General features: G+C 73.2%; 16 protein-coding genes and 1 riboswitch. Of the genes, 7 read left to right on the top strand and 9 right to left on the bottom strand.

Translation table 11 applies throughout. The annotated features are described in order from the left end of the window. Window positions 1-53 precede the first annotated feature (53 nt). Together xylB and xylA are read right to left on the bottom strand one after the other, a co-directional pair. Window positions 54-1436: a xylulokinase gene (gene xylB, locus AMIR_RS09010; RefSeq protein WP_015800633.1), complete on the bottom strand. Its 1383-nt coding sequence runs from the start codon at window positions 1434-1436 to the stop codon at window positions 54-56. Continuing rightward, window positions 1436-2575: a xylose isomerase gene (gene xylA / locus AMIR_RS09005; RefSeq protein ID WP_015800632.1), complete on the bottom strand. Its 1140-nt coding sequence runs from the start codon at window positions 2573-2575 to the stop codon at window positions 1436-1438. Before xylA ends, xylB begins: the two co-directional genes overlap by 1 nt. A 600-nt stretch (window positions 2576-3175) precedes the next feature. Here xylA and AMIR_RS09000 point away from each other — a divergent pair. From AMIR_RS09000 to AMIR_RS38895, 3 genes are all read left to right on the top strand, one after another. Further along, window positions 3176-4324, top strand: coding sequence for an ROK family transcriptional regulator (locus tag AMIR_RS09000; protein ID WP_015800631.1), 1149 nt, complete (start codon window positions 3176-3178; stop codon window positions 4322-4324). 600 nt (window positions 4325-4924) lie between these two features. After that, window positions 4925-7630, top strand: a complete 2706-nt coding sequence (locus tag AMIR_RS08995) for an nSTAND1 domain-containing NTPase (protein WP_015800630.1) — start codon at window positions 4925-4927, stop codon at window positions 7628-7630. 62 nt (window positions 7631-7692) lie between these two features. Beyond that, the gene (locus tag AMIR_RS38895; RefSeq protein WP_245554601.1) at window positions 7693-8178 is read left to right on the top strand and encodes a LapA family protein; all 486 of its coding nucleotides are present in this window, start codon (window positions 7693-7695) and stop codon (window positions 8176-8178) included. A gap of 195 nt (window positions 8179-8373) precedes the next feature. Here the strand turns inward: AMIR_RS38895 and AMIR_RS08985 are convergent, their stop codons facing one another. Then, complete coding sequence (locus AMIR_RS08985) at window positions 8374-11115, bottom strand: cellulose binding domain-containing protein (protein WP_015800628.1); 2742 nt, start codon at window positions 11113-11115, stop codon at window positions 8374-8376. Window positions 11116-11627: 512 nt separating this feature from the next. Here AMIR_RS08985 and AMIR_RS08980 point away from each other — a divergent pair. Next, complete coding sequence (locus tag AMIR_RS08980) at window positions 11628-11867, top strand: type II toxin-antitoxin system Phd/YefM family antitoxin (protein WP_015800627.1); 240 nt, start codon at window positions 11628-11630, stop codon at window positions 11865-11867. Between the two features lie 65 nt (window positions 11868-11932). Here AMIR_RS08980 and AMIR_RS08975 read toward each other — a convergent pair whose 3' ends face one another. The 6 genes from AMIR_RS08975 to cobN all read right to left on the bottom strand — a co-directional run bounded on the left by AMIR_RS08975 (window position 11933) and on the right by cobN (window position 21992). Next, window positions 11933-12964, bottom strand: a complete 1032-nt coding sequence (locus tag AMIR_RS08975; protein WP_015800626.1) for a LacI family DNA-binding transcriptional regulator — start codon at window positions 12962-12964, stop codon at window positions 11933-11935. Then, window positions 12961-14379, bottom strand: a complete 1419-nt coding sequence (locus AMIR_RS08970; protein WP_015800625.1) for a GH1 family beta-glucosidase — start codon at window positions 14377-14379, stop codon at window positions 12961-12963. Before AMIR_RS08970 ends, AMIR_RS08975 begins: the two co-directional genes overlap by 4 nt. Window positions 14380-14381: 2 nt before the next feature. Next, window positions 14382-15200, bottom strand: a complete 819-nt coding sequence (locus AMIR_RS08965) for a carbohydrate ABC transporter permease (RefSeq protein ID WP_015800624.1) — start codon at window positions 15198-15200, stop codon at window positions 14382-14384. 3 nt (window positions 15201-15203) lie between these two features. After that, window positions 15204-16211 (bottom strand): carbohydrate ABC transporter permease, encoded by a 1008-nt coding sequence (locus AMIR_RS08960; protein ID WP_015800623.1) that lies wholly within the window; start codon window positions 16209-16211, stop codon window positions 15204-15206. Continuing rightward, window positions 16208-17482, bottom strand: a complete 1275-nt coding sequence (locus AMIR_RS08955; RefSeq protein ID WP_015800622.1) for an ABC transporter substrate-binding protein — start codon at window positions 17480-17482, stop codon at window positions 16208-16210. Before AMIR_RS08955 ends, AMIR_RS08960 begins: the two co-directional genes overlap by 4 nt. A gap of 928 nt (window positions 17483-18410) precedes the next feature. Further along, window positions 18411-21992, bottom strand: a complete 3582-nt coding sequence (gene cobN / locus AMIR_RS08950) for a cobaltochelatase subunit CobN (RefSeq protein WP_015800621.1) — start codon at window positions 21990-21992, stop codon at window positions 18411-18413. A gap of 35 nt (window positions 21993-22027) precedes the next feature. Next, window positions 22028-22159: riboswitch (cobalamin riboswitch) on the bottom strand. A gap of 10 nt (window positions 22160-22169) precedes the next feature. On the opposite strand from cobN, the gene AMIR_RS08945 reads away from it, so the two are divergent. From AMIR_RS08945 to cobJ, 3 genes are read left to right on the top strand one after another with little or no spacing between them, the layout of a single operon-like run. Then, a complete protein-coding gene (locus AMIR_RS08945) occupies window positions 22170-23207 on the top strand; it encodes a hypothetical protein (RefSeq protein WP_015800620.1) in 1038 nt (345 codons plus the stop codon). Next, on the top strand, window positions 23204-23830 hold the full coding sequence (locus AMIR_RS08940; protein ID WP_015800619.1) for a precorrin-8X methylmutase: 627 nt from the start codon (window positions 23204-23206) through the stop codon (window positions 23828-23830). Before AMIR_RS08945 ends, AMIR_RS08940 begins: the two co-directional genes overlap by 4 nt. Further along, the gene (cobJ, locus tag AMIR_RS08935) at window positions 23827-25377 is read left to right on the top strand and encodes a precorrin-3B C(17)-methyltransferase (RefSeq protein ID WP_015800618.1); all 1551 of its coding nucleotides are present in this window, start codon (window positions 23827-23829) and stop codon (window positions 25375-25377) included. The genes AMIR_RS08940 and cobJ overlap by 4 nt, the downstream gene beginning before the upstream one ends. Window position 25378 lies beyond the last annotated feature (1 nt).

The raw sequence follows: 25378 nt of genomic DNA, 5'->3' as shown, positions 1-25378 counted from the left end.
CCGGATCACCCGCCCGATCCCCGCACGCGCGCGCCTCGGCGCGACCGGCCCCCTCAGCCCAACCGGGGCACCGTCAGGTCCCGCGCCTCGGCGTACCGCTCGCGCACGAACGGCGTGGCCTCGGCGGTGAACGAGGCCGAGGTCAGCGACGTCCAGACCGGCGGGGCGTCGGCGCCGCCGACCGCCCAGGCGGCCTGCCGGGCGGCGCCGTCGGCGACGTACTCCCCCGGCTCGGGCACCAGCACCGGGCAGCCGAACACGGCGGGCGCGATCTCCCGGACCGCCCGCGCCCGAGCCCCGCCGCCGATCAGCAGGACCCGGCTGACCGGGGTGCCGACGGCCCGCAGCGCGTCGATCGCGTCCGCGAGGCTGCACAGCATCCCCTCGACGGCGGCCCGCGCCAGGTGCCCAGGGGTGGCCGTGTCCAGCCGCAGCCCGTGCAGCGCCCCGGTGGAGTCCGGCCGGTTCGGGGTGCGCTCGCCCTCCAGGTACGGCACGAAGGCCAGCCCGCCCGCCCCGGCCTCCGCGCCCAGCGCCAGCTCGGACAGCCGGTCCAGGTCGACGCCGAGCATCGCGGCGGTGGCGTCCAGGACGCGGGAGGCGTTCAGCGTGCACACCAGCGGCAGGTAGGTGCCCTCCGCGTCGGCGAACCCGTTCACGATCCCGGTCCCGTCCGCAGCCGCCGCCTCGGAGCGCGCGAACGCGGTCCCGGACGTGCCCACGGACACCACCACGTCACCGGGCTGGATCTGCACGCCCAGCGCGGCCGACGCGTTGTCGCCCGCGCCGACCCCGTACCGGCCGCCGACCAGCTCGGCGGGTCCGGCGACCCGAGGCACCTCGGGCACCCGTCCCATGGCCAGTTCCAGCAGGTCGGGCCGGTACTCGCCGGTGACCGGGGACCAGTAGCCGGTGCCGCTCGCGTCGCTGCGGTCGGTGACCAGGTCGGCCAGGTCGCCACCACCGCGCAGCTTCCAGGTCAGCCAGTCGTGCGGCAGGCACACCGCGGCGACCCGTGCGGCGGCCTCGGGCTCGTTCCGGGCCAGCCACCGCAGCTTGGTGACCGTGAGCGAGGCGACCGGCACGCTGCCGGTGGCGTCCGCCCACGCCTGCGCGCCGAGCTCGGCGGTCAGGTCCGCGGCGGCGCCGGCCGAGCGCGTGTCGTTCCACAGCAGCGCGGGACGCACGACCTCGCCGGACGCGTCCAGGCACACCATGCCGTGCTGCTGCGCGGCCACCGAGACGGCCTCGACGTCGTCGAGCCCACCCGCGGCGTCGATCGCCGTCCGCAGCGCGGTCCACCACTCGTCGGGGTGAACCTCGGTGCCGGGCGGGTGCGCGGCGCGCCCCTCCCTGACCAGCGCGCCGGTCTGGGCGTCGCGCACCACCACCTTGCAGGACTGGGTGGAGGAGTCGACGCCCGCGACCAGCGCCATCAGCGGGCGCCCAGGAGGTGCTCGAGGGCCAGCTGCGACAGCTTCACGAACCCGTACCCGCGCTCGGCGGCCTTGTCGGGGTCGAACGACTCGTCGGCCGCGAGGAAGTCCGCGATCGACTCGCCCTCGCCGAGGGTGGGCACGGCCTGCTCGGTGACGCCGCTGACCCGCAGCGCCTCCTGCACCTCGGGGTCGGCGCGGTAGGCCTGCGCGCGCTCCTTGAGGAGGGTGTAGGTGCGCATGTTGGCGGCGGCGCTGTCCCACACGCCGTCGACGTCCTCGGTGCGCAGCGGCTTGTAGTCGAAGTGGCGGGGGCCGTCGTAGCCGCCGTTCTCCAGGAGGTCGACCAGGAAGAACGCCGAGAGCAGGTCGCCGTGGCCGAAGACCAGGTCCTGGTCGAAGCGCGGCCCCTTCTGCCCGTTGAGGTCGATGTGGAACAGCTTCTTCTGCCACAGCGCCTGCGCGATGCCGTGGACGAAGTTCAGGTTGGCCATCTGCTCGTGGCCGACCTCGGGGTTCACGCCGACCAGCTCGTGGTGCTGGAGGGTGGAGATGAACGCGAGCGCGTGCCCGACGGTCGGCAGCAGGATGTCGCCGCGCGGCTCGTTGGGCTTGGGCTCCAGCGCGAACCGGAAGCCGTAGCCCTGGTCGACGGAGTGCTGCGCGACCGTGTCCAGCGCCTCGCGGTACCGCTCCAGGGCGGCCTGCACGTCCTTGCCCGCGTCCGTCTCGGAGCCCTCGCGACCGCCCCACAGGACGATCGTCTTGGCGCCGAGCTCGGCGGCGAGCTCCAGGTTGCGCAGCACCTTGCGCAGCGCGAACCGGCGCACCGACCGGTCGTTGCTGGTGAAGCCGCCGTCCTTGAAGACGGGGTGGGTGAACAGGTTCGTGGTCACCATCGGCACGACGAGCCCGGTCTCGTCGAGCGCGCCGCGGAACGCGGAGACCCGCCGGTCCCGCTCGGCGGCGCCGGCCCCGAAGGGGATCAGGTCGTCGTCGTGGAAGGTGACGCCCCAGGCGCCCAGCTCGGCGAGCTTGCGCACCGCCGTTGGCGCGTCGAGGACGGGCCGGGTGGCGTCCCCGAACGGGTCACGCCCCTGCCAGCCAACCGTCCACAGGCCGAAGCTGAAGTCGGTCACGGTGAACCTCCAATAAGTTTGATGCCTGAACTTATCGCGTTCGACGGATAGTATCCAGTGGTGTCCAGCCCGCAGCCGACCAACCGGCAAGCCCAGCGAACAGCGAAGCAGAGCCCTCCCGAAGCCGCAGGCCAGCAGGACACGCCCTCAACCACCACGACGCCCGAGACCGCCGAAGCACCCGTCACCCCAGGCAACCCCGGTCCACACGACACTGTCCCCGGCCGCGACGACTCGCCGGTCGACATCCCTGGCTGCCCCGACACGCCGGTCGACGCCACCGCCGACTCCAGTCCGCCGGCCGACACCACCGGCCACCCCGGTCCGCCGGTCGACGCCACCGGCCACCCCGGTCCGCCAGCCGACACCACCGGCCACCCCGGTCCGCCGGTCGACGCCGCCGGCCAGCCCGGTTCAGCGCAGGCTCTTCTCGGCCCCCCTGCTCCGACGGCCGCCGCCTCCGGCCGCGCCGGTCAGGCTCCCGCCGCCCCCATCCCGGTCGTGCCCGTCGTTCCTGCCGCGCCCATCGCGCCTATTGCGCCCGCCGCCACCGTCGTGCCGGTCGTCTCGGGTCGGTCGGGTCCGGCTGGTCAGCACACCGTGCGCAGGCTCAACTCGGCGCTCGTGCTCGACGCGATCGCCTCCGCTCCCGGTTCGTCCCGCGCTTCCGTGGCGACCAGGACCGGGTTGACCAAGGCGACCGTGTCCAGCCTCGTCGACCGGATGATCGGCGCGGCCCTGGTGGTCGAGGGGGCGGCCGAGGCGCGGAGCGGGCCCGGTCGGCGCGGGACCGCGCTGCACCTGTCGCCCGCCGGGCCGCACGGGCTGGGGGTGGAGGTCGGGGTCGACTACCTGGCGACCTGCCTGGTCGACCTGACCGGGCGGGTGCGGAAGCGGTGGGTGCGGGACAGCGACAACCGGGCGTCCTCGCCCGCGCTGGTGCTGGGCGAGGTGGCCGCCGCGGTGCGGATCGCGACCAGGGAGGACGTGCCGGTCGGCGGGATCGGGGTGGCGGTGCCGGGGCTGGTCGAGTCGGCCAGCGGCGTGCTGCGGGTCGCGCCGAACCTGGGGTGGCGCGAGGTGGACGTGCGCGGCGAGCTGGGGCGGTTGCTCGGGGCCGACGCGGGCGGGCTGCCGGTGCAGGTCGGCAACGAGGCGAACCTCGCCGCGCTCGCCGAGCTGTGGCACGGCGACGCGCCGCAGGACTTCGTGCACGTGTCCGGCGAGATCGGCATCGGCGCGGGCATCGTCGTGGACGCGGGCCTGTTCGAGGGCGTGTCCGGTTTCGGCGGCGAGATCGGCCACCTGTCCGTGGACCCGAGCGGTCCGCGCTGCACGTGCGGCTCGCGCGGCTGCCTGGAACGGCTGGCCGGGCAGGACGAGATCCTGCGCGCGGCGGGCGCGGCCGACGTGGCGGACCTGCTCGCCAGGCTCGACGCGGACGACCGGGAGGCGGTCGCGGCGGTGCGGACGGCGGCCAGGTGGCTGGGCATCGCCCTGTCGGGCGCGGTGAACCTGCTCGGTCTGCCCGCGGTGGTGCTGGGCGGCGCGTACGCGCGCCTGGAACCGTGGCTGCGCCCCACCCTGGAGGCGGAACTGGGCGGACGCGTGGTGAGCGCGGCCTGGTCCCCGGTGGCGGTGACGGCGTCCTCGCTGGGCGACGAGGCGGCGGTGCGAGGCGCGGCGACCAGCGCGGTCCGCGCGATCCTGGCCGACCCCGAGCCGTACGTGGCCTCGGTCCTGGCCTGACCCTCGGCCAGGACCACGCGGACGGCGCCGCTCAGACCCCGCACGCCCGACCACGCGACACCACGAGAACCACCCCGCGCAGCGCCGCGCACGAACGCGCGTCCCGTTGCGCCCCACCCGCGATCCGCGCCCCGCCACCCCATTCCGCCCCGCCATCCCATTCCGTTCCCCCGCACCCCCACCCCATTCCGCTCCCCACACCCCCGCCCGCGTTCCGCCGCCCCATTCCGCTCCCCACACCCCCGCCCGCGTTCCCCCATCCCACATTTCCGCTCCCCACACCCCGCCCGCGTTCCGCCGCCCCATTCCGGTCCCCCACACCCCTCACCCCCGTTCCGCCCGCAAGAGCGAGGGCCGACTCGCCCAATCCCTCCCCCGCCCAGCCGCGATCCGTTGCGGCGTATGGGGGAACCGGGTGCGCGCCTCCCACCCCCGAACAGCACTGGCATGATCACGGGCAGTCGTCGCAACGGAAATCCCTTACCGCAGAACAGGTTCTCCCACCACCCGACCAGTGGGTATGGTTCCCGGACCACCCGTCAGACCTGGACTCCGCGTCACCAGACACAGACAATCGACCTCACGAGGGGGTGGACGGCTGTGCCGCGTGGAGAGCGTCCGCTGGACGTCGGTGACACCCCGCTGCTCAAGTTCGCCGCCGACCTGCGCTCGCTGCGCGACCGCGCGGGCGGGCACAGCTACCGGCAGCTCGGGGCCAAGGCGCACTACTCCGCCACCACCCTCTCCGACGCCGCGGGCGGTCGGAGGCTGCCGAGCCTCGCCGTCACGCTCGCCTACGTGCGGGCCTGCGAGGGGGACGTCGCCGCCTGGGAGGACCGGTGGCACGAGGTCGCCGCCGCCGTCGCGCCCGAGGCGCCGCCGCCGGTCGAGCAGCAGCCGCCGTACGCCGGGCTCGCCGCGTTCCAACCGCGCGACTCCGAGTGGTTCTTCGGCCGCGACCAGCTCCTCGAAGACCTCCTCGCCAGGGTCGGCTCCGCCCGGTTCACCGCCGTGTTCGGGGCCTCCGGCGCGGGCAAGTCCTCGCTGCTGCAAGCCGGTCTGGTCGCGCGCTTCGCCGGGACCACGCTCCTCACCACCCCGTCCGCCACCGACCTCGCCCTCCCCGAGACCCCCGCCGACCTGGTGATCGTCGACCAGTTCGAGGAGGTCTTCACGCTCTGCTCGGACACCTCCCGCCGCGCCGCGTTCATCGCCGCGCTGCTCGACGCCCCGCAGCACGTGGTGATCAGCGTCCGCGCCGACTTCTACGGCCACTGCGCCCAGCACCCCGACCTGGTCGCCGCGCTGGAGGACAACCAGCTCCTGATCGGGCCCATGGGCACCGAGGAGCTCCGCCAGGCGATCATGCAACCGGCCGTGAAGGCCTCCTGCACCGTCGAGACCGCCCTGGTCTCCCGCCTCGTCGCCGACGCGACCGGCCAGCCCGGCGTGCTCCCGCTGCTCTCGCACGCCCTCCTGGAGACCTGGCGCCGCCGCAGGGGCGCGACGCTCACCCTCGCCGGGTACGAGGCGGCGGGCGGCGTGCAGTACGCCATCGCGCAGACCGCCGAGCGCACCTACACCTCCCTCGAACGCCAGCAGCGCGAGCTGGCCCGCCAGGTGTTCCTGCGCCTGACCGCGCTCGGCGACGGCACCGAGGACACCAAGCGCAGCCTGCCGCGCGCCGAGCTGGACGACGACGTGGACGTCGACGTGGTCCTCGACCGGCTCGCCCACGCCCGCCTGCTCACCCTCGACCGCGACCGCGTGGAGATCGCCCACGAGGCGCTGATCCGCTCCTGGCCCCGCCTGCGCGGCTGGCTCGCCGAGGACCGCGAGGGCCTGCGCACCCTGCGCCAGCTCACCGAGGCCGCCGCGACGTGGATCTCCCTGCACCGCGCCCCCGACGCCCTCTACCGGGGCACCCGCCTGGACACCGCGCTGGAGTGGACCCGCCGCCCCCGCGCCCGCACGTCGGCGCGCGAGCGCGAGTTCCTGGCCGCCAGCTCCCAGGCCCGCGACCGCGAGCGCCGCCTCGCCCACCGGCAGACCCGCAGGCTCCGCCAGCTCGTGGCGCTGCTGGCGGTGCTGCTGCTGCTCGCGGGCGGCGCGATGGTGCAGACGATCCGGGCGCAGGAGACCGCGACCGAGCAGCGCAACATCGCGCTGGCCCGGTTCGCCGCCAACGAGTCGCTGGGCAAGCGCGAGAGCGACCCGCTGGTCGCCGACCAGCTGGTGATCGCCGCCTACCGGCTCAGCGGCACCGACGACCTGCGCGACGCGGTGCTCGGCGCGCACGCGGGCAAGTCCGGCAGCACGATCAGCCGGTCCGTGCGCACCTCCCCCGCGCTGTCCCCGGACGGCCGCCCGCTGCCCAGCGCCCGCGTCGGCGAACCGGTCGACGACCGCCTCTACCCGCGCATCGGCACGCTCACCACCCCGGTCGACGCGGTCACCTCGTTCGCCCTGACCCCGGCCGCGCAAGCGTTCGCGACCACGCTGGAGAGCCCCGGCGCCCGGCTGTGGGACGCCACCGACGCCCGCGAACCGGTCCCCGCGCACACCTTCAGCGGGCAGGTCACCCAGCTGTCCTACGCGCCCAACGGCAAGCTGCTGGCGCTGGTGCGGGAGGCGATGACCGTCGAGCTGTGGGACGCCGCCGACCCCGCCGCGCCCCGCCTGATCGGCGTGCTGCCCGACCACCCGCGCTGGGTCACCGCGCTCGCGTTCAGCCAGGACAGCCGGGTGCTGGCGACCACCGACAACCAGAGCCGGGTGCGGCTGTGGGACGTCGGCGACCCCGCCGCGCCGAGGCAGACCGCGCAGCTGTCCGACGGGGAGGACGTGTCCGTGGTCGCGCTCGCCCCCGACCACCGCACCGTCGCGCTGGGCGGGGTGAGCGGCGTGGTGCGGCTGTGGGACGTGTCGGCGGCGGAGGGGCCGCGCCGGATCGCCGAGCTGGACGGGCACCGGCAGCCGGTGCGGGCGCTCGGGTTCCGGCACGACGGCACGGCGCTGGCCACGGTCGGCCGGGACGACACGGTGCGGCTGTGGGACCTGGCCGACGCCGCCAGGCCGCGCGCCGCCGGGCGGATCAGCGGCAGCAGCGAGGGCGTGTACGGGGTGTCGTTCGGGGAGACCTGGGGCGAGGTGGTGACCGCGCGCGCGGACGGGACGTTCCGGCACTGGGAGTTCGACCTGGACCACGTGGTGGCGCAGCTGTGCGCGTCGGTGCGCGAGCCGATCAGCCGCGAGGAGTGGTCACGGTACTTCGGTTCGCTGGAGCACCGGCCGCCGTGCGGGTGACCTCGGGGCTCCGGGCGGCGCGCTGAGTCGCGGCGGCGTGTGCGCGGGGCGAGAATCGGCGGGTGACCGCTCCACGCGACGACAACCGCGCTCCGGCCGTGGACCCCGCGCCACCGGAGGCCGTGCCCACGCCCAGGGTCGACGCCACGCGTCCGACGCGCACCACCCCCGACGCCCGAGGCCCAGCGACCACCCCCACCACGCCCACGACCTCGACACCGGCCAAGCCCACGACGCCGACGCCCACCCCGGCCGCGCGAGGCGCCGACCGGACCGGGCGCGCCCGGCCGACCAGGATCAGCGGCGCGTGGGTGGCGGTCGTGGCCTCCGCGGTGGTGCTGCTGTTCCTGCTGGTGTTCATCCTGCAGAACCAGGCGGGCGCGACCATCACGTTCCTCGGCGGCACCAGCACGCTGCCGCTGGGGGTGGCGCTGCTGCTGTCGGCGATCGCCGGGGCGCTGCTGGTGGCGCTGGTGGGCGCGGCGCGCATCCTGCAGCTGCGGCGCGAGGCCCGCAAGCGCGCCGAGGCCGCGGGCGACCAGCGCTGACCGGAGCCGGTCGGCCTCCAGCGGGGCCGACCGCGCCGGAACCCTTGAGGCACAAGCACTCCGCTGATCCGACACCCCGGCGATCCGGCACCGGACCGTCTCGCGTTCGCCCCTCCCCGGTCCGGGGAGGGGCGAACGCACCCCGGCGGCGCGGCTGTGTCGCGCAGCCGCGCCGCCGGGACCCACACGAGGGCCTCACACCGGTGAACAGGATCCGCCGTTGAGCGTGAACGCGGCGGGGTTGGCGTTGCTGCCCTGCCAGCTCGCCTGGAATCCGAACTCCACCGCGCCCCCGGCGCCGATGGTCCCGTTCCAGCCCTCGTTGGTCACCGTGACCTCGGCGCCGCTCTGCGCGGCCTTGCCGTTCCACGCGCCGGTCACCCGCTGACCGCTCGCGTAGGTCCACTTCAGCGCCCACCCGGTGACGGCGGTCGCGCCCCGGTTGGTGATCCGCACCGACCCCTGGAAGCCGCCGGACCACTGGTTCGTGACCCGGTACTCGACCGCGCAGGACGCCGAAGGCGGAACCGTGGTGGTGGTAGTGGTCGTCGTCGTCGTCGTGGTCGTGGTCCCACCGCCGGGCGTGGTGGTCGTGGTCGTCGTGCTCGGCGGCGGCCCGCTCGGGTCGGCGTACAGGATTCCGCGCCCGTTGGTGCCCAGGTAGACCCGCCCGTACAGCCTCGGGTCGCCGGTGATCGCCTCGCCCGCGTTGCCGTACTGGTGCTGGTCGTCGTTGATCCGCACCCAGTTCGCCCCGGTGTCGTCGGAGCGGAACACGCCGGTCACGCCGCCGGTGGTGAGCACCGCGTACAGCGCCGGGTAGGCGCTGCCGGGCGCGGCCTTGCCGAAGCCGACGTTCACCGCGCTGGTGACGTTCGCCTGCTCGACCGCGCTCGCGCCGCCGTCGGTGGAGCGGAACAGCCCGCCCTCGCCCGCCAGCCACAGCTCGCCCTCGCGGCCGGGCACGGCGTGCAGCTTGGTCGCCGCCACCGACGCGCCCGCCGTGAACGTCGCGCCGCCGTCGACGCTGGTGTACACCCGGTTGGCGGCCAGGGCGTAGAACTTCCTCGGGTTCACCCGGTCCGACTCGACCACCGCGCCCGCGGGCACCCCGCTCGACGCGGTCCAGGAGTTGCCGAAGCCCACCGAGAGGTGCACCCCCGCGCCCGCCGGGCTCCACACGAACCGGCTGCCGTCCGCCGCCGCCGCGACCGTGCCGCCGCCGGTGACCCCGCCGGGATCGGCGCCGCCGAACCAGTTCGCGCCGCCGTCGGTGGAGAACGCGACGTGCGGGGCGGCGTCGGAGTTGCCGGAGCGGACCATGACCGAGGCGTTGGACTCGGCGTAGTCGAGGCTGGTGGTGGAGGTGAGGTTGGGCTGCGTGAACATCATCGGCGGCACCTCGGCCAGGTCCGCGTGGCGGAACCCGCCGATGTCGCCGAGCGCGCTGACCAGCGGGGCCGCGCCGGTGGGCGGGCTGACCAGGTCGAGCACGCTGGTCTCCTCAAGACCTGCGGCCGTCGGCTTGAGGGTGATCTGGCCGCCCCGGTCCCACGCGGTGAGGTTGGTGGCGCCGTAGATCGTCGCGCCGGTGCCGTAGAGCATCCGGTCCGGGTCGAACGGGTCGATCTCCAGGGACTCGGTCATCCAGCCGAGCTTGGGCGTGACCTCGGGCGGCTGCGGGGTGGCTCCCCAGCTCAGCCACGGGGAGGCGGTGATGTCCATGGTGTAGCGGAAGCTGCGGTTGGGGTAGCTGGTGAAGTCCCAGATGCGGGTCCAGGTGGCGCCCGCGTCGGTGGAGCGGAACACGATGATGTCGGGCCACCAGGAGATCTGGGTGGTGACCATGAGCGTGTTCGGGTTGGTGCGGTCGACGGTCAGGCCGCTGTAGCCGAAGTGGTCGTCGGCGCTGTCGGACGGGATGGGGCTGATCCTGGTCCACTCGCCGGTGGCGGTGTTGTGCTTCCACACGTCGCCCTTGGCGCCGTCGTACGGGCCGCCGGTGTCGCTGGTGGCGAGGTAGAGGAAGCCGCCGACGGGGTCCAGGACGCCCTTGTGGGCGAGGTAGCCGGTGGGCTGGCCCGCGAGGCGGGACCACGTCGCGCCCGCGTCGGTGGTGCGGTAGACGGTGTTCTGCTTGTCGGCGACGCCCACGTAGATCGTGCGGCTGGGCGCGCCGGACGCGGACGAGCGCGGGTCGTAGGTGACCCAGGTGACGCCCTGGTTGTCGCTGTTGTAGCCGGTGGTGTCGTTCGGGTCGGCGACGTGGTTGCCGGGGTTCGGGAACGCCGTGACCTTCGCCCAGGTGACGCCGCTGTCGGTGCTGCGCCACAGGCCGTTGCCGCTGGGGGCGCCGAGGTACAGCACGCGCGGGTCGTTGGGGTCGACGGCGAGGCGCTCGCCCATGCCCCGGCCCGGCATGTTGCCGCCGAGCTTGAACGGGAGGGCGGTGGACTGCCAGGTCGCGCCTTGGTCGGAGGAGCGCAGGACGGCGCCGTTGTCGGGGTCCCAGTCGTTGGTGTACATGCCGACGGCGGCGTAGACCTTGGCGGCGTTCACGGGGTCGGGGGCGATCGAGATGACGCCGTTGTGGCCCCAGCGGTCCCAGCCGATCGCGTCGAGCAGCGGGACCCAGCGGCCGGTGGCCTGGTTCCAGCGGTAGGCGCCGCCGATGTCGGTGCGGGCGTAGATCAGGTTCCGCTCGGCGGGGCTGAAGACGATGCCGGGCACGAACCCGCCGCCCTGGATCTCGACGTTCCTCCAGGTGTGCGGCTGGCTCGCCGGGGCGGCCTGCGCGACGGGGGCGGGGCTGGTGGCGGCGACGGTGACGAGCGTGGCGGCGGCCGTGACGAGGGCGGCCAGGAGGGCGGGTAATCGGCTCCCGCGCCGCGCCCGTGCGGTGACGGGCGGGGTGGGCTCGGGCTGGCGCGGTGCCATCACGGCGCTCCTTTGCGCGGTTCGGGCGTGTGCCGGGCAGGGCGAGCGGTGGAGCGGGGACCTGGCGGGTGGAGCGGGGGCCTGGCGGGCTGAGCGGGTCGGGCCGGTCGAGCGGGAGTCGAGCGGGGACCTGGCGGGCCGTGCGGGTCGAGCGCGAACCGGGCCGGGGTCGGGAGGAGGCGGTGGGCGAAAGGGACGCCTCCTCCCGCGCCTGGCTCCGGGCGGCCGGGGGACGACCAACCCGACCACCGTTTCTGGGAGCGCTCCCAGAGCGGGTGGAAGAAAAACGTAACGACCGCCGAAGTGCGGTGTAAAGACCTGTCCGGTGCTCGGATCGGGTGAACTACCCGCCTCGACGGATTGCTCTGAACGAGTGGAAGCACCAGGAGCCGGGACCGGCGGTGGGCGGGGCGTCACCCCTCGGCCTCGCACGACACGCCGGCACGGCTCCGAGGCCCGGACCGCCCGCACGGCGCACCGGACCGGCTGCTTTGTGCGCCACAGGAGGCTCGATGAAGGTCGTGGACTTGCGCGAGTACCGCGCCAAGTGCGCCGAAGTGCTCGACTCGGTGATCGCCGACCGCGAAGGAGTGGTGGTCACCCGCCCAGGGCGCGACCCCGTCGTGCTCGTGGCGCTCGACGACTACCGGTCGCTCCAGGAGGTCGTCAACCGGTTCCCCCGCCAGGAGAGCGCGCGGCAGCGAGCCCGCGCCGAGCACCGCGCACCCCGGCCCGACGAACCTCGTCGCTGAGGTCCGCCGGACGCCCCTGCCACGTGCGCGGCCGGGGTCGGGGTCGGGGTCGGGGTCGGGAGGGTCTACGCGCTGGCCCGGTGCACCAGCGAGGTCGGCAGGAGCAGGAACGGCGGGAGGTTCTCCTCGCCCGTCAGCTCCGCCATCAGGCGCCACGTCATCGTGCGGCCCAGCTGCTCCACGTCCTGCCTGACCGTCGTCAGCGGCGGGACCGCCGTCGACGCCAGCACCAGGTCGTCGAAGCCCACCACGGCCACGTCCTGCGGCACCCGCTTGCCCTGCGCGTGCAGCGCCTGCAGCGCGCCCATCGCCATGATGTCGGCCCCCACGAACACCGCGTCCAGCGCGGGCTCGCGGGTCAGCAGCTCGTCCATCGCGGCGGCGCCGCTGGCCGGGGTGAAGTCGCCGAACGCCACCAGGTCGTCGCGCAGCCCGGCCTGGCTCAGCGCCCGCTTGAACCCGCTCAGCCGGTCCATGCCCACGGCCATGTCCTTCGGGCCCGCTATGGTCGCGATCCTCGTGCGCCCCAGCGAGACCAGGTGCTTGGCCGCCTCCATGGCCCCGTTGAAGTTGTCCGAGTCCACGTACGGCACCCCGCCCGCGCCGAGGGGCCTGCCACCGACGACGGTGGGCAGGCCCGCGTCGGCGAGCACGCGGGGCAGCGGGTCCTGGCCGTGCAGGCTGATCACCAGCACGCCGTCGACGTGGCCGCCGCACAGGTAGTTCACCAGGTCCTGCTCGTCGCCCTCCTTGCTCATCATGAGCACGAGCTGGACCCTCTTGCCCGACAGCTCCGCGTGCACGCCTCGCAGCACGCCCGCGAAGAACGGGTCCGCCAGCACCCGGCTGCCCTGTTCGGACACCACCAGCGCGATGCAGTTCGCCCTGCTGCCCGCAAGGGTGCGGGCGGCCTGGTTGGGGCTGTACCCCAGCTGAACGATCGCCTGGTGAACGGCCTCGCGCGCCTTGGTGCTGACGTACGGCTCGCCGTTGATCACCCTCGACACGGTCGACTTCGACACCCCGGCGGCTCTGGCGACCTCTTCGAGCCTGGTCGGGGGCCTTCGGGCCTTGGGCGGCTCAACGGCGTCGGTCACGGCGCAGCCGTCGCTGACGGCGCGGGCAGCGCGTTGCCGCGGGCGACCTCGGAGTACCACATGGCGCTCATCTTAGGCGTCCTGACCTGCGTGCCGTAGTCGACATGCACGATCCCGAACCGCTTGGCGTAACCCTCGGCCCACTCGAAGTTGTCCATCAGCGACCACGCGAAGTAGCCGCGGAGGTCGACGCCCTCGGTGATCGCGTCGTGCGCCGCGCGCAGGTGCGAGTCGATGTAGGCCAGGCGCTCCGGGTCGTTGACCGAGCCGTCGTCGGACACCGCGTCGCGGTACGCCGCGCCGTTCTCGGTGATGTAGATCGGCAGGCGCGGGTACTCCTCGTGCAGCCGGGTGAGGAGCTGGTAGATCCCGCGCGGTCGCACCTCCCACTCCATGTCGGTGCGCGTCGCGTCGTCCCGGACCGGGAAGCTGACGTGCTCGGCCCCGACCCACGGCGACCCGGTGGCGCGGCGGCCCGGCTTGGGCTCGCTGGGCGCGGCGGGCTCGGAGCTGACGAAGTGCTCGGTGTAGTAGTTCACGCCGAGCTGGTCCAGCGGCGCCGAGATGATCGCCAGGTCCTCGGGCTTGATGTGGTCGGCGAACCCGTACGGCGCGAGGTCAGCGACGATGTCCGCCGGGTACTCGCCCTTGAACAGCGGGTCCAGGAAGATCCGGTTCTGCAGCCCGTCGAGCCGCCGCACCGCGTCCAGGTCCGCCTCGGACGAGGGGTCGGCGGGGATGATCGGGTACATGTTGAGCGTGATGCCGACCTTGGCCTCCGGCTTGGCCGAGCGGATCGCCGCGGTGGCGAGGCCGTGGCCGAGCAGCAGGTGGTGGACGGCCGCGACGGCGGCGGCGGGCTCCTGGCGGCCGGGCGCGTGGATGCCGCCCGCGTAGCCGAGGAACGCCGAGCACCACGGCTCGTTCAGCGTGGTCCAGTTGGACACCCGGTCGCCGAGCGCCTCCACGACCGTGGCCGCGTAGTCGGCGAACCGGTGCGCGGTGTCCCGGTTGGCCCAGCCGCCCGCGTCCTCCAGGGCCTGCGGCAGGTCCCAGTGGTAGAGCGTGACCCACGGGTCGATGCCGCGCTCCAGCAGGGTGTCGACCAGCCTGCTGTAGAAGTCCAGCCCGGCCTGGTTGGGCTCGCCGCCGTCGGGCCGGATCCTCGGCCAGGCGGTGGAGAAGCGGTACGCGCCGAGGCCGAGGTCCGCCATCATCGCGACGTCCTGCTCGACCCGGTGGTAGTGGTCCACGGCCACGTCACCGTTGTCACCACCGGCGACGGCGCCGGGCAGCGCGCAGAAGGTGTCCCAGATGGAAGGGGAGCGACCGTCCTCCTTGGACGCCCCCTCGACCTGGAACGCCGCTGTCGCGGCCCCCCACACGAAGCCCTCGGGAAAGGAAATGGACTCCACAGCTACCCCTTCACAGCACCCTGCATGATCCCGGCGACGATCTGCCGCCCGAGTACGAGGAACACGATCAGCACCGGGATGGTGGCCATCGTGGTCCCGGCGAGCACGAGCGAGTTGTTGACGTAGTAACCGCTCTTGAGCTTCTCCAGCGCGACCTGGATGGTCGGGTTCTCGGCGTTCAGCGCGATCAGCGGCCAGAGGAAGTCGTTCCAGGACGTCATGAACGTGAAGATGCCGAGCATCGCCGCCGCCGGGCGGACCGCGGGCAGGCACACGTGCCAGTAGGTGCTGAGGAGGCTGCAACCGTCCATGCGGGCCGCTTCGACGAGCTCGTCCGGCACGGCGTCCGCGATGAACTGGCGCATCCAGAACACGCCGAAGGCGGTGATCAGGTTCGGCACGATCACCGCGCCCAGCTCACCGGCCCAGCCGAACTCGGCCATCGCCATGTACAGCGGGATGATGCCCAGCTGGGTCGGCACCGCCAGGGTCGCGACGACGAACACCAGCAGCGGGCCCCGGCCCTTGAAGCGCAGCTTGGCGAAGGCGAAGCCGGCGAGGCTGGACAGCACCACGACCGAGACGGTGACCGTGCCGGAGACGATGAGGCTGTTGCCCAGCGCCTTCCAGAACTCGACCTTGTCGAGGACGTCCTTGGCGTTGACCAGGAAGTTGCCGCCGGGCAGCCAGGGCTGCTCGGCCTTGAAGTGCTGGTCGTCGTGGCTGCCGACCAGGAAGGCCCAGTAGAACGGGAAGGCCGACGCGATGATGAACGCGATCAGCGGTCCGTAGACCGCGAAACCGGGACGCTTCTCCGACACGGTCTAGTCCTCCCCACTGGAGGCGATCCGGCGGGTGAGCATGAAGTTGATCCCGGCGATCGCGATGATGACGACGAACAGCACCCAGGCCACCGCGGAGGCGTAACCGAGCTCGTACCTGCCGAAGCCCGCCTGGTACATGTAGAGCATCACCGTCTGGAACTGGTTGCTGGCGCCGCCGTTGGCGTTGCCGCCCGCGGGCTCGAACAGCAGCGGCTCGGTGAAGATCTGCAGGCCGCCGATGGTCGAGGTGATGACGACGAAGATGATCGTCGGGCGGAGCATGGGCAGCGTGACGCTGAAGAAGCGCCGCATGGTGCCCGCGCCGTCGACGACCGCGGCCTCGTACACGTCGCGCGGGATGGCCTGCATGGCGGCGAGCACGATGAGCGCGTTGTAGCCGGTCCAGCGCCAGTCGACCATGGTGGCGATGGCGACGTGGCTCCACCAGCGCTCGGCCTGCCAGTTGATCCGGTCGAGGCCGACGGCCTCCAGCCAGTCGTTGATCATGCCGTACTGGACGCCGAACAGGTCGCCGAAGATCAGGGTGAGCGCGACGAGGCTGGCCACGTAGGGCAGCAGCACGCCCATGCGCCACAGGGTGCGGGCGCGCAGCGCGGTGTTGAGCAGCGCGGCGATCAGGACGGCGACGATGATCTGCGGCACGCTCGACATCAGGAAGATGCTGAACGTGTTGACCATCGCGTTCCAGAACTGCGGGTCGCCGAGCAGCTCGACGTAGTTGGCGAGGCCGACGAACTCGCCGTCCAGCCCGATCTCCCAGTCGAACAGGGAGATGTAGGCGGTGTACAGCAGCGGGAACAGGCCGACGACCGTGAACAGCACGAAGAACGGCGCCACGAACAGGTAGGGCGAGAACTTCGCGTCGAGGTTGCTGAACCGGTAGCGGCGGGTGGGGTCGACGAGCCCCACCGAGTCGTCGCCCTCAGGACGCCGCGGCGGGCGGGGCGCAGCGCCCCGCCCGCTCGCCACCGAGGTGTCGGTGGTCACTTGGTCGCCTTCTGGGCGTCCTCGACGACCTTCTTCCACGCCTCGTCCGCGTTGGTGCCCTGCTCGACCGACAGCAGCGCCGGGCCGACGATGTCGTCCTGGATCTGGCCGTCCTTCGGGCCCTTGTACTGGGCCACGTCGACCTTCTTGGCCTGCTCCGCGTAGAGCTTGCCGACCTGCTGGCCGAAGTACTCGTTGGTGCTCTCGGTCAGCTCGGGGTTGTCGAGCGCCTCGAGCTGGCTCGGGAAGGTGTTCTTGGCCTTGAACGCCTTGATCTGCTGCTCGGGCGCGGTCAGCCAGGCAGCCAGCTCAGCGGCTTCCTTCGGGTGCTTGCTCTGCTTGGGCACGGTCAGGAACGAGCCGCCCCAGTTGCCGCCGCCGTCGGGGAAGGAGCCGGTGACGACCCACTTGCCCTTGTGCTCGGGGCCGGAGTTCTTCTCGATGTTGCCGAGCAGCCACGCCGGGCAGGTCTTGGTGGCGAAGGCCGACTCGCGGAAGCCGGTCTCCCACTCGGGGGTCCACGCCTTGAGCTTCGCGGACTGGCCCTGCGCGACGGCGGCGGTCACCTTGCCCCAGATGGCCTTGTCGCCGTTGGAGTCGATGACGAGCTTGTCGTCCTTGTCGAAGTAGCCGAGCTCGGCCTGGTTGTGCATCGGGTTGAAGATCTGCGCGGCCGAGTCGAACCAGGCCTTGCCGGTCTTCTCCGCGTACTGCTTGCCCGCGGCGAAGTACGAGTCCCAGGTGGCGAACGTGGCGGCGATGCCTGCCTCGTCGGTGGGGATGCCACCGGCCTCCAGGAGGTCCTTGCGGTAGCACATGGCCAGCGGGCCGATGTCGGTGCCGTAGCCGATCAGCTCGCCGCCCTTGGCCGTGACCGACTTGGTCTTCCAGTCCAGCCAGCGGCCGTCGACGTTCGGGCCGATCTCCTTGAGGTTGTTGAACTGGCCCGCGCGGGTCATGACCTGGCTGAGGTAGCCCTCCTCGACGCCCTCGACGTCGGAGAGGCCGGAGCCCGCCGCCATCTTGGTGAAGAGGTTCTTGTGGTGGTCAGCGGCCTGACCGGTCTTGCGCTCGCTCACCTTGATGTTGGGGTGAGCCGCCTCGTACTCCTTGAGGAGCTCCTCGTACCCGAACTGGTTGAACGTGGCGATGGTGAGTTCGATCTTGCCATCGGCACTGGTCCCACTGTCCGAACCGCAGGCGGTGGTGACCGCTGCGAGCACTGCGGTGCAGGCCAGGAGGCTACCCAGGCCTGCTCGACGGTTGCGCACGAGAACTCCTCGATGAGATCGGCGGTGTTGTTCTGGGAGCGCTCCCAGGTTGTGGGCGAGTGTGGTTCGCGCCACGGAGGCATGTCAAGCGTCTGTATCCACGCTGTTACCGGCATTGCGCCTTTTGCCCACCTGAACCGATTCCGTAAACCCCGTTCCAGTGAGCCGTTCGACCACCCCAGGTAGTCCCGAGGGCCCAAAACCGGACAGTGCGACCGGAGCATCCGACTAACGCCGCAGCAGGACGGGCGTTCGAGTGACGGCCGAACCGGTGAACGCTTCCAGGGGCTCCGTCGCGCGTCATCGCAGTCCCCTTCCAGGAGGTCCCCTCATCCGCCACAGCGACCTTCCACCCGCGGGAGGGTTGGCACCACCCCTGGAAGCGGTAACAGGGGTGCGTCTCAACGGGGGCGGGGGTCGGGGCGGGGCGGGGGCGGGTGACCGGCGATGACGGGGGTGGGGGTTGGACGGGGGCGGGTCGAGGGCGGAGGCGGGTCCGGGGTGGGCGGGATCGGTTCAGCACGCACGGTCATCGCGCACGGGCACCGGGAGCGGGGCGGGGGGATCACGGCGGGCGACGGGGGTTGGGGCGGGTGGCGCGGGCGGGCGACGGAGGACGGGGAGGCCAAGTGGGGGACGGGAGGTAGCGACGGGGGCGGCGGGCGGCTTCTCGGACAGCGGCCCGCACCCAACGATCACTGTTGCGGAAAGCGCTTACCTCACTCTGCGAGGAACCGGGTAGGCGAGCAAATCGCTTGACGCACAGCGACTCGTCGACAAAGCGACTGAGGCCACCCCGCACTGCGGAAAGCGCTTACCCTCGTGAGGAAAGGGCTTTCCGAGTAGAGCGCCGAAGGGGTGGCGGGCCTGTGGCCCGCCACCCCTTCGCGTGCAGCCGCTCAGCGCCTCCGGTTCAGCGCCAGCCCGCTCAGCGCCGGTCCTCCAAGTCCCCCTCGGTGTTCAGGTACACCGCCCGCAGCGCGTCCAGCGTCGCCTGCTCCGGGTGCTCCCACAGCCCCCGGTCCGCCGCCTCCAGCAGCCGCTCGGTGATGCCGTGCAGCGCCCACGGGTTGCTCTCGTTGAGGAACCGCTGGTTCTCCTCGTCGAACACGTACGCCTCGGCGAGCTTCTCGTACATCCAGTCCGCGACCACCCCGGTCGTGGCGTCGTACCCGAACAGGTAGTCCACCGTCGCCGCCAGCTCGAACGCGCCCTTGTACCCGTGCCTGCGCATCGCCGCCAACCACCGGGGGTTCACCACGCGCGCCCGGAAGATCCGGTTCGTCTCCTCGTGCAGGGTCCGCGTGCGCACCGCGTCGGGCCTGGTGCTGTCGCCCACGTACGCCTTCGGGGCCTTGCCCGTCAGCGCCCGCACCGTGGCCACCATGCCGCCGTGGTACTGGAAGTAGTCGTCCGAGTCGATGACGTCGTGCTCGCGGGTGTCGATGTTCTTCGCCGCCACCGCGATCCGCTTGTACGCGGTCTCCATGTCCGGCCTGGCCTGCACGCCGTCGAGACCGCGCCCGTACGCGTACCCGCCCCACACCGCGTACACCTCGGCGAGGTCGGCGTCGTCGCGCCAGTTCCGGCTGTCGATCAGCGGCAGCAGGCCCGCGCCGTACGCGCCCGGCTTGGAGCCGAAGATGCGCATCGTGGCGCGCCGGTCGTCGCCGTGCTCGTCCAGCGCCGCGCGCACGTGGGCGCGCACGAAGTTGTCCGAGTCCGACTCGTCCAGGTCCGAGACCAACCGCACCGCGTCGTCCAGCAGCGCCACCACGTGCGGGAACGCGTCGCGGAAGAAGCCGCTGATGCGCACGGTCACGTCGATGCGCGGCCTGCCCAGCTCCTCCAGGTCCACGACCGCCAGGCCGGTCACCCGGCGGGACTGCTCGTCCCACACCGGGCGCACGCCCAGCAGCGCCAGCACCTCCGCGATGTCGTCGCCGGAGGTGCGCATGGCGGAGGTGCCCCACACCGACAGGCCCACCGACGGCGGCCACTCCCCCGTCTCGGCGCGGTAGCGCTCCAGCAGCGAGTCCGCCATGGCCTGCCCGGTCTCCCACGCCAGCCTGGACGGCACGGCCTTCGGGTCGACCGAGTAGAAGTTCCGGCCGGTCGGCAGCACGTTCACCAGGCCCCGCAGCGGCGAACCGCTCGGGCCCGCGGGCACGTAACCGCCGCTCAGCGCGTGCAGCACGTGCGTCATCTCGTCCGTCGTCCTGGCGAGCCTGGGCACGACCTCGCGGGCGCCGAACTCCAGGATGCCCACCACGTCCCGGTCGTCCGTGAGCGTGGCGGCGTGCTCGGGCGCCCAGTCGGCGTCCTCCATCGCCTGCACCAGCTCGCGGGCCCGCTGCTCGGCGGCGTCCGTGTCGAGGCGGTCCGCGCCCTGCTTGAGGCCCAGCGCGTCGCGCAGGCCCGGCAGCGCGGCGACCTGCCCGGCCCACACCTGCGGGGCCTGCAGGATCGCCAGCACCAGGTTGACCCGCGCCGCGCCGACCGGCGGCTCGCCCAGCACGTGCAGGCCGTCGCGGATCTGCACGTCCTTGATCTCGCACAGCCAGCCGTCGACGTGCAGGATCAGCTCGTCGAACTCGGCGTCGTGCGGCCGGTCGGTCAGGCCCAGGTCGTGGTCGAGCTTCGCGGCCTGGATGAGCGTCCAGATCTGGGCGCGGATGGCGGGCAGCTTCGCCGGGTCCATCGCGGCGATGTTGCCGTGCTCGTCCAGCAGCTGCTCCAGGCGCGCGATGTCGCCGTAGCTGTCGGAGCGGGCCATGGGCGGCACCAGGTGGTCGACGAGCGTGGCGTGGGCGCGGCGCTTGGCCTGGGTGCCCTCGCCGGGGTCGTTGACCAGGAACGGGTAGATCAGCGGCAGGTCGCCGAGCGCGGCGTCCGGGCCGCAGCCCGCCGACAGGCCGACGGTCTTGCCGGGCAGCCACTCCAGGTTGCCGTGCTTGCCGACGTGCACGACCGCGTCGGCGCCGAACTCGGCCTCCAGCCAGCGGTACGCGCCCAGGTAGTGGTGGCTGGGCGGCAGGTCCGGGTCGTGGTAGATCGCGATCGGGTTCTCGCCGAACCCGCGCGGCGGCTGCACCATGACCACGACGTTGCCCGAGCGCAGGGCGGCGAGCACGATCTCGCCGTCGCGGTCGCGGGAGCGGTCCACGAACAGCTCGCCGGGCGCGGGGCCCCAGTGCCGCTCCATGTCCTCGCGGGCGTCCTCGGGCAGCGTCCCGTACCACTCGCGGTAGCGGGCGGCGGGCAGCCGCACCGGGTTGCCCTGGAGCTGCTCCTCGGTGAGCCAGTCCGGGTCCTGGCCACCGGCGGCGATCAGGGCGTGGATGAGCGCGTCGCCGTTGAGGTCGTCCAGGCCGGGGAAGCCCTCGCCGAGGTCGTAGCCCTGCTCGCGCAGCGCGGCGAGCAGCCGGACCGCGCTGGCCGGGGTGTCCAGGCCGACCGCGTTGCCGATGCGGGAGTGCTTGGTCGGGTAGGCCGACAGCATGAGCACGACCTTGCGGTCGGCGGGCGGGGTGTGCCGGAGCTTGCCGTGCCGCACCGCGATGCCCGCGACGCGCAGCGCCCGCTCGGGGTCGGCGACGTAGACGGTCAGGCCGTCCTCGTCGATCTCCTTGAAGGAGAACGGGACGGTGATGATGCGGCCGTCGAACTCGGGGATCGCGACCTGGGTGGCGGTGTCGAGCGGCGAGAGGCCGTCGTCGTTGTCGTCCCAGTCGGCGCGGCTGCTGGTCAGGCACAGGCCCTGCAGGATCGGCACGTCCAGCTCGGCGAGCGCGCCCACGTCCCACGCGTCGTCGTCGCCACCGGCGGAGGCCGTCGCGGGCTTGGTGCCGCCCGCGGCGAGCACGGTCACGACGAGCGCGTCGGCCTTGCGCAGCTCGGCGAGCAGCTCGGGCTCGGCGGTGCGCAGCGAGGAGCAGAAGATCGGCAGCGCCCGGCCGCCCTTGGCCTCGACGGCGTCGCACAGCGAGTGCACGAACGCGGTGTTCCCGGCCACGTGGTGGGCGCGGTAGTAGAGCACCGCGACGGTCGGCCGCGTGCCCTCGTCCGGGTCACCGGCGGGCTCGGGGCGCTCCAGCAGGCCCCAGTTGGGCGCGGCCACGGGCGGCTCGAAGCCGACGCCGGTCAGCAGGACCGTGTCGGACAGGAACGCGTGCAGCTGCGCGAGGTTCGCGGAACCGCCGTGGGCCAGATAAGTGTGCGCTTCCGCACACACCCCGCCGGGCACCGTGGACAGCTCCATCAGCTCGGCGTCCGGGTTCTGCTCACCGCCCAGCACGACGACCGGTCGCGGGCCCGCGAGGAGGTGGTCGAGGCCCTCCTCCCAGATGCGCCTGCCACCCAGGATGCGCACCACCACCAGGTCGGCGCCCTCGACGAGTTCGGGCAGGTCGTCGACGCCGAGCCTGGCCGGGTTGCCGAGCCGGTAGTCGGCTCCGCTGGCTCGTGCGGACAGCAGGTCCGTGTCGGAGGTCGACAGCAGCAGGATCACGTGCGGGCTCCATCCCTCGGGGGTCCTCGCCCCAAGTCGTAGGGGACGGCGTGCGGAGTTCCTGACTCCCCGGGTCTTCCCAGGTCACAGTGGCGGGACCGCGCCGGTTTCGCACCGGCTTCCTCCTGTTGCTTCGCCGTTCAGGCCTCACACTAACTCGGAGTTAGCATCCAGCCCATGTCCTCAGACCGCGATCGCCCTGACGCCTGCCCCGGCGCCGTCGACGTGTTCCAGGCGTCGGACGGCGGGCTCGCCCGCGTCCGCGTGCCCGGCGGCACGATCGACGCCGAGCGGTTCGACGTCCTCCGCCTGGCCGCGCTGGAGCTGGGAGACGGCTGGATAGAGCTGACCTCGCGGTCGAACCTCCAGGTCAGGGGCCTGGCGGAGGGCGCGGAGCTGGAGCTGGGCAGGCGGCTGTCGGCGGCCGGGCTGCTGCCGACGCGCACCCACGAGCGGATGCGCAACATCATCGGCGACCCGCTGGACGACGGCTCGCAGGCGCTGTGCGACGAGCTGGACCTGGCGCTGCGGTCGATGCCTTCGCTGGGCGGGCTGCCGGGCCGGTTCCTGCTCACCGTCGGCCACTCGGTGTCGGGTCTGGGCTGCGACATCGGCGTGGCCGGTGACGTGCTGCTGCTGGCCGGCCAGGACTCCGGCGTGCGCGTTTCGGACCCGGTGGCGGCGGTGGTCGCGGCGGCGCTGGCGTTCCAGAGGGTGCGCGGCGCGGCCTGGCGTCTGTCCGAAGTGGACTTCGGGGTGGCGAAGGTCACGGCGGCCGTCCTGGCGACCGCGCCGGGTGCCGCCACGAGCGCGGAGCGCTACGCCCCGGCCGTGACGCCGGTCGTGCCCGGTCCCGTCCCCGGCCGCGACCTGGTGGTCGCCGGGGTGCCGCTCGGCAGGCTCGACGCCCGCCTCCTGCCTGGCACGGCGGTGCGCGTGACGCCGTGGCGCGCGCTCGTGCTGCCCTCCTCGGCCGACCCGAACGGCCTGATCACCGACCCGGACTCGCCGCTGTGGGGCGTCGGCTCGTGCGCCGGGAGCCCCGGCTGCGCGAAGTCGCTCGCGGACGTGCGGACCGACGCCGTGGCCTGGGCGCGCACGCGCGCCGACCGCGGTCCCGCACACTGGTCCGGTTGCGCCCGGCGGTGCGGTCGGCCGGCGGGCGAGGTCAGGGAGTTCGTCGCCACAGGCGGCGGTTACGAGGAGATCGGTTGAGCGAGTACGTCAAGGACGGCGCGGAGATCTACCGCAGGTCCTTCGCGACCATCCGCGCCGAGGCGCGCCTGGACGGGCTGCCGCCCGACGTGGCGCGCGTGGTGGTCCGGATGATCCACGCCTGCGGCATGGTCGACCTGGTCGAGGACGTCGCCTTCTCGCCGGGTGTGGTGACGGCCGCGCGGGAGGCGCTGCTCGCGGGCGCGCCGGTGCTGTGCGACGCGCAGATGGTGGCGTCCGGGATCACCAGGAAGCGGCTGCCCGCCGACAACGACGTGCTGTGCCTGCTCGGCGACCCGGCGGTGCCCGCGCTGGCGGCGGAGATCGGCAACACCCGGAGCGCGGCGGCGCTCCAGCTGTGGGGCGAGCGGATGGGCGGGGCGGTCGTGGCGATCGGCAACGCGCCCACCGCGCTGTTCCACCTGCTCGACCTGATCGCGGCGGGCGCGCCGAGGCCCGCCGCCGTGCTGGGCATCCCGGTGGGCTTCATCGGGGCGGCCGAGTCGAAGGACGCGCTGGCCGCGAACGAGCTGGGACTGGAGCACCTGGTGGTGCGGGGTCGGCGCGGTGGCAGCGCGATGACCGCCGCCGCCGTGAACGCGATCGCGAGCGAGGACGAATGACCGGCAGGCTCTACGGCGTCGGGGTCGGACCGGGTGACCCGGAGCTGGTGACGGTGAAGGCCGCGCGGCTGATCGGCGAGGCGGACGTGGTGGTGTTCCACAGCGCGCGGCACGGCCGCAGCGTGGCGCGCCGCACCGCCGAGCCGTACCTGCGCGCGGGGCAGGTCGAGGAGCAGCTGGTCTACCCCGTCACCACCGAGGACTCGGACGACTACCAGGGCGAGATCGACGCGTTCTACGCCGAGTGCGCGGAGCGGTTGGCGGCGCACCTGGACGCGGGGCGGACGGTGGTGGTGCTGGCGGCGGGCGACCCGCTGTTCTACGGGTCGTACATGCACCTGCACAAGCGGTTGGCGCACCGCTACCCGGCCGAGGTGGTGCCGGGGGTGACGTCGGTCAGCGCGGCCTCCGCCGTGCTGGGCGCGCCGCTGGTGGAGCGGGACGAGGTGCTGACCGTGCTGCCGGGCACGCTGCCGGTGGACGAGCTGGCCGGGCGCCTTGCCGGGGGCGACCCGGTGGCGGTCATGAAGCTGGGGCGGACGTTCCCGAACGTGCGGGAGGCGCTGGAGCGGGCCGGGCGGCTGGACGAGGCCTGGTACGTGGAGCGGGCCACCACGCGCGGGGAGCGGACGGCGAAGCTGTCCGAGGTGGACCCGGACGAGGTGCCGTACTTCTCGGTGGCGGTGCTGCCCAGCAGGGCGGGCGCCCCGGTGTCCGCCGCGCCTGGAGCGCCCACCGCGCCCGCCGCGTCCACCACGCCTGGCGTGTCCGGTGTGGACGGTTCGGACGGCGTGGAACCGTTGGCGGACAGGGGCCCCGGCGAGGTCGTGGTGGTCGGGCTCGGCCCGGCCGGGCCGGAGTGGTTGACGCCGCAGGCCCGCGAGGCCCTGGAGGCCGCCGACGACCTGGTCGGGTACGTGACGTACCTGAACCGGGTGCCGGACAGCCCGCGCAGGCGCAAGCACGCCTCGGACAACAAGGTCGAGGCGGAGCGGGCGGCGTTCGCGCTGGAGCTGGCCGGGCGCGGCAGGCGCGTCGCGGTGGTCTCCTCGGGTGATCCGGGGGTGTTCGCGATGGCCGCCGCCGTGCTGGAGGTCGCGGAGGGCTACCCAAACGTGCCGGTGCGGGTGCTGCCGGGCATGACGGCCGCGCACGCGGTCGCGAGCCGGGTGGGCGCGCCGCTGGGGCACGACTACTGCGTGGTGTCGCTGTCGGACCGGCTCAAGCCGTGGGAGGTCATCGCCGAGCGGTTGGCGGCGGCGGCGAGGGCGGACCTGGTGCTGGCGCTGTACAACCCGGCCTCGCGCAGCCGCACCTGGCAGGTGGCGGCGATGCGCGACCTGCTGCTGGAGCACCGGTCGCCGGACACGCCCGTGGTGGTCGGGCGGGACGTGGGCGGGCCGCAGGAGAGCGTGCGCGTGCTGCGCCTGGCCGACCTGGACCCGGCGACCGTGGACATGCGGTGCCTGCTGCTGATCGGGTCCTCGCAGACGCGGGTCTCCCCCAGCGGCAAGGTGTTCACGCCCCGGACCTACCCGACGGGCTGAG

It is taken from the genome of Actinosynnema mirum DSM 43827, assembly GCF_000023245.1.
Lineage (GTDB): Bacteria > Actinomycetota > Actinomycetes > Mycobacteriales > Pseudonocardiaceae > Actinosynnema > Actinosynnema mirum.
This window is presented reverse-complemented; position numbering and strand designations above follow the sequence as displayed.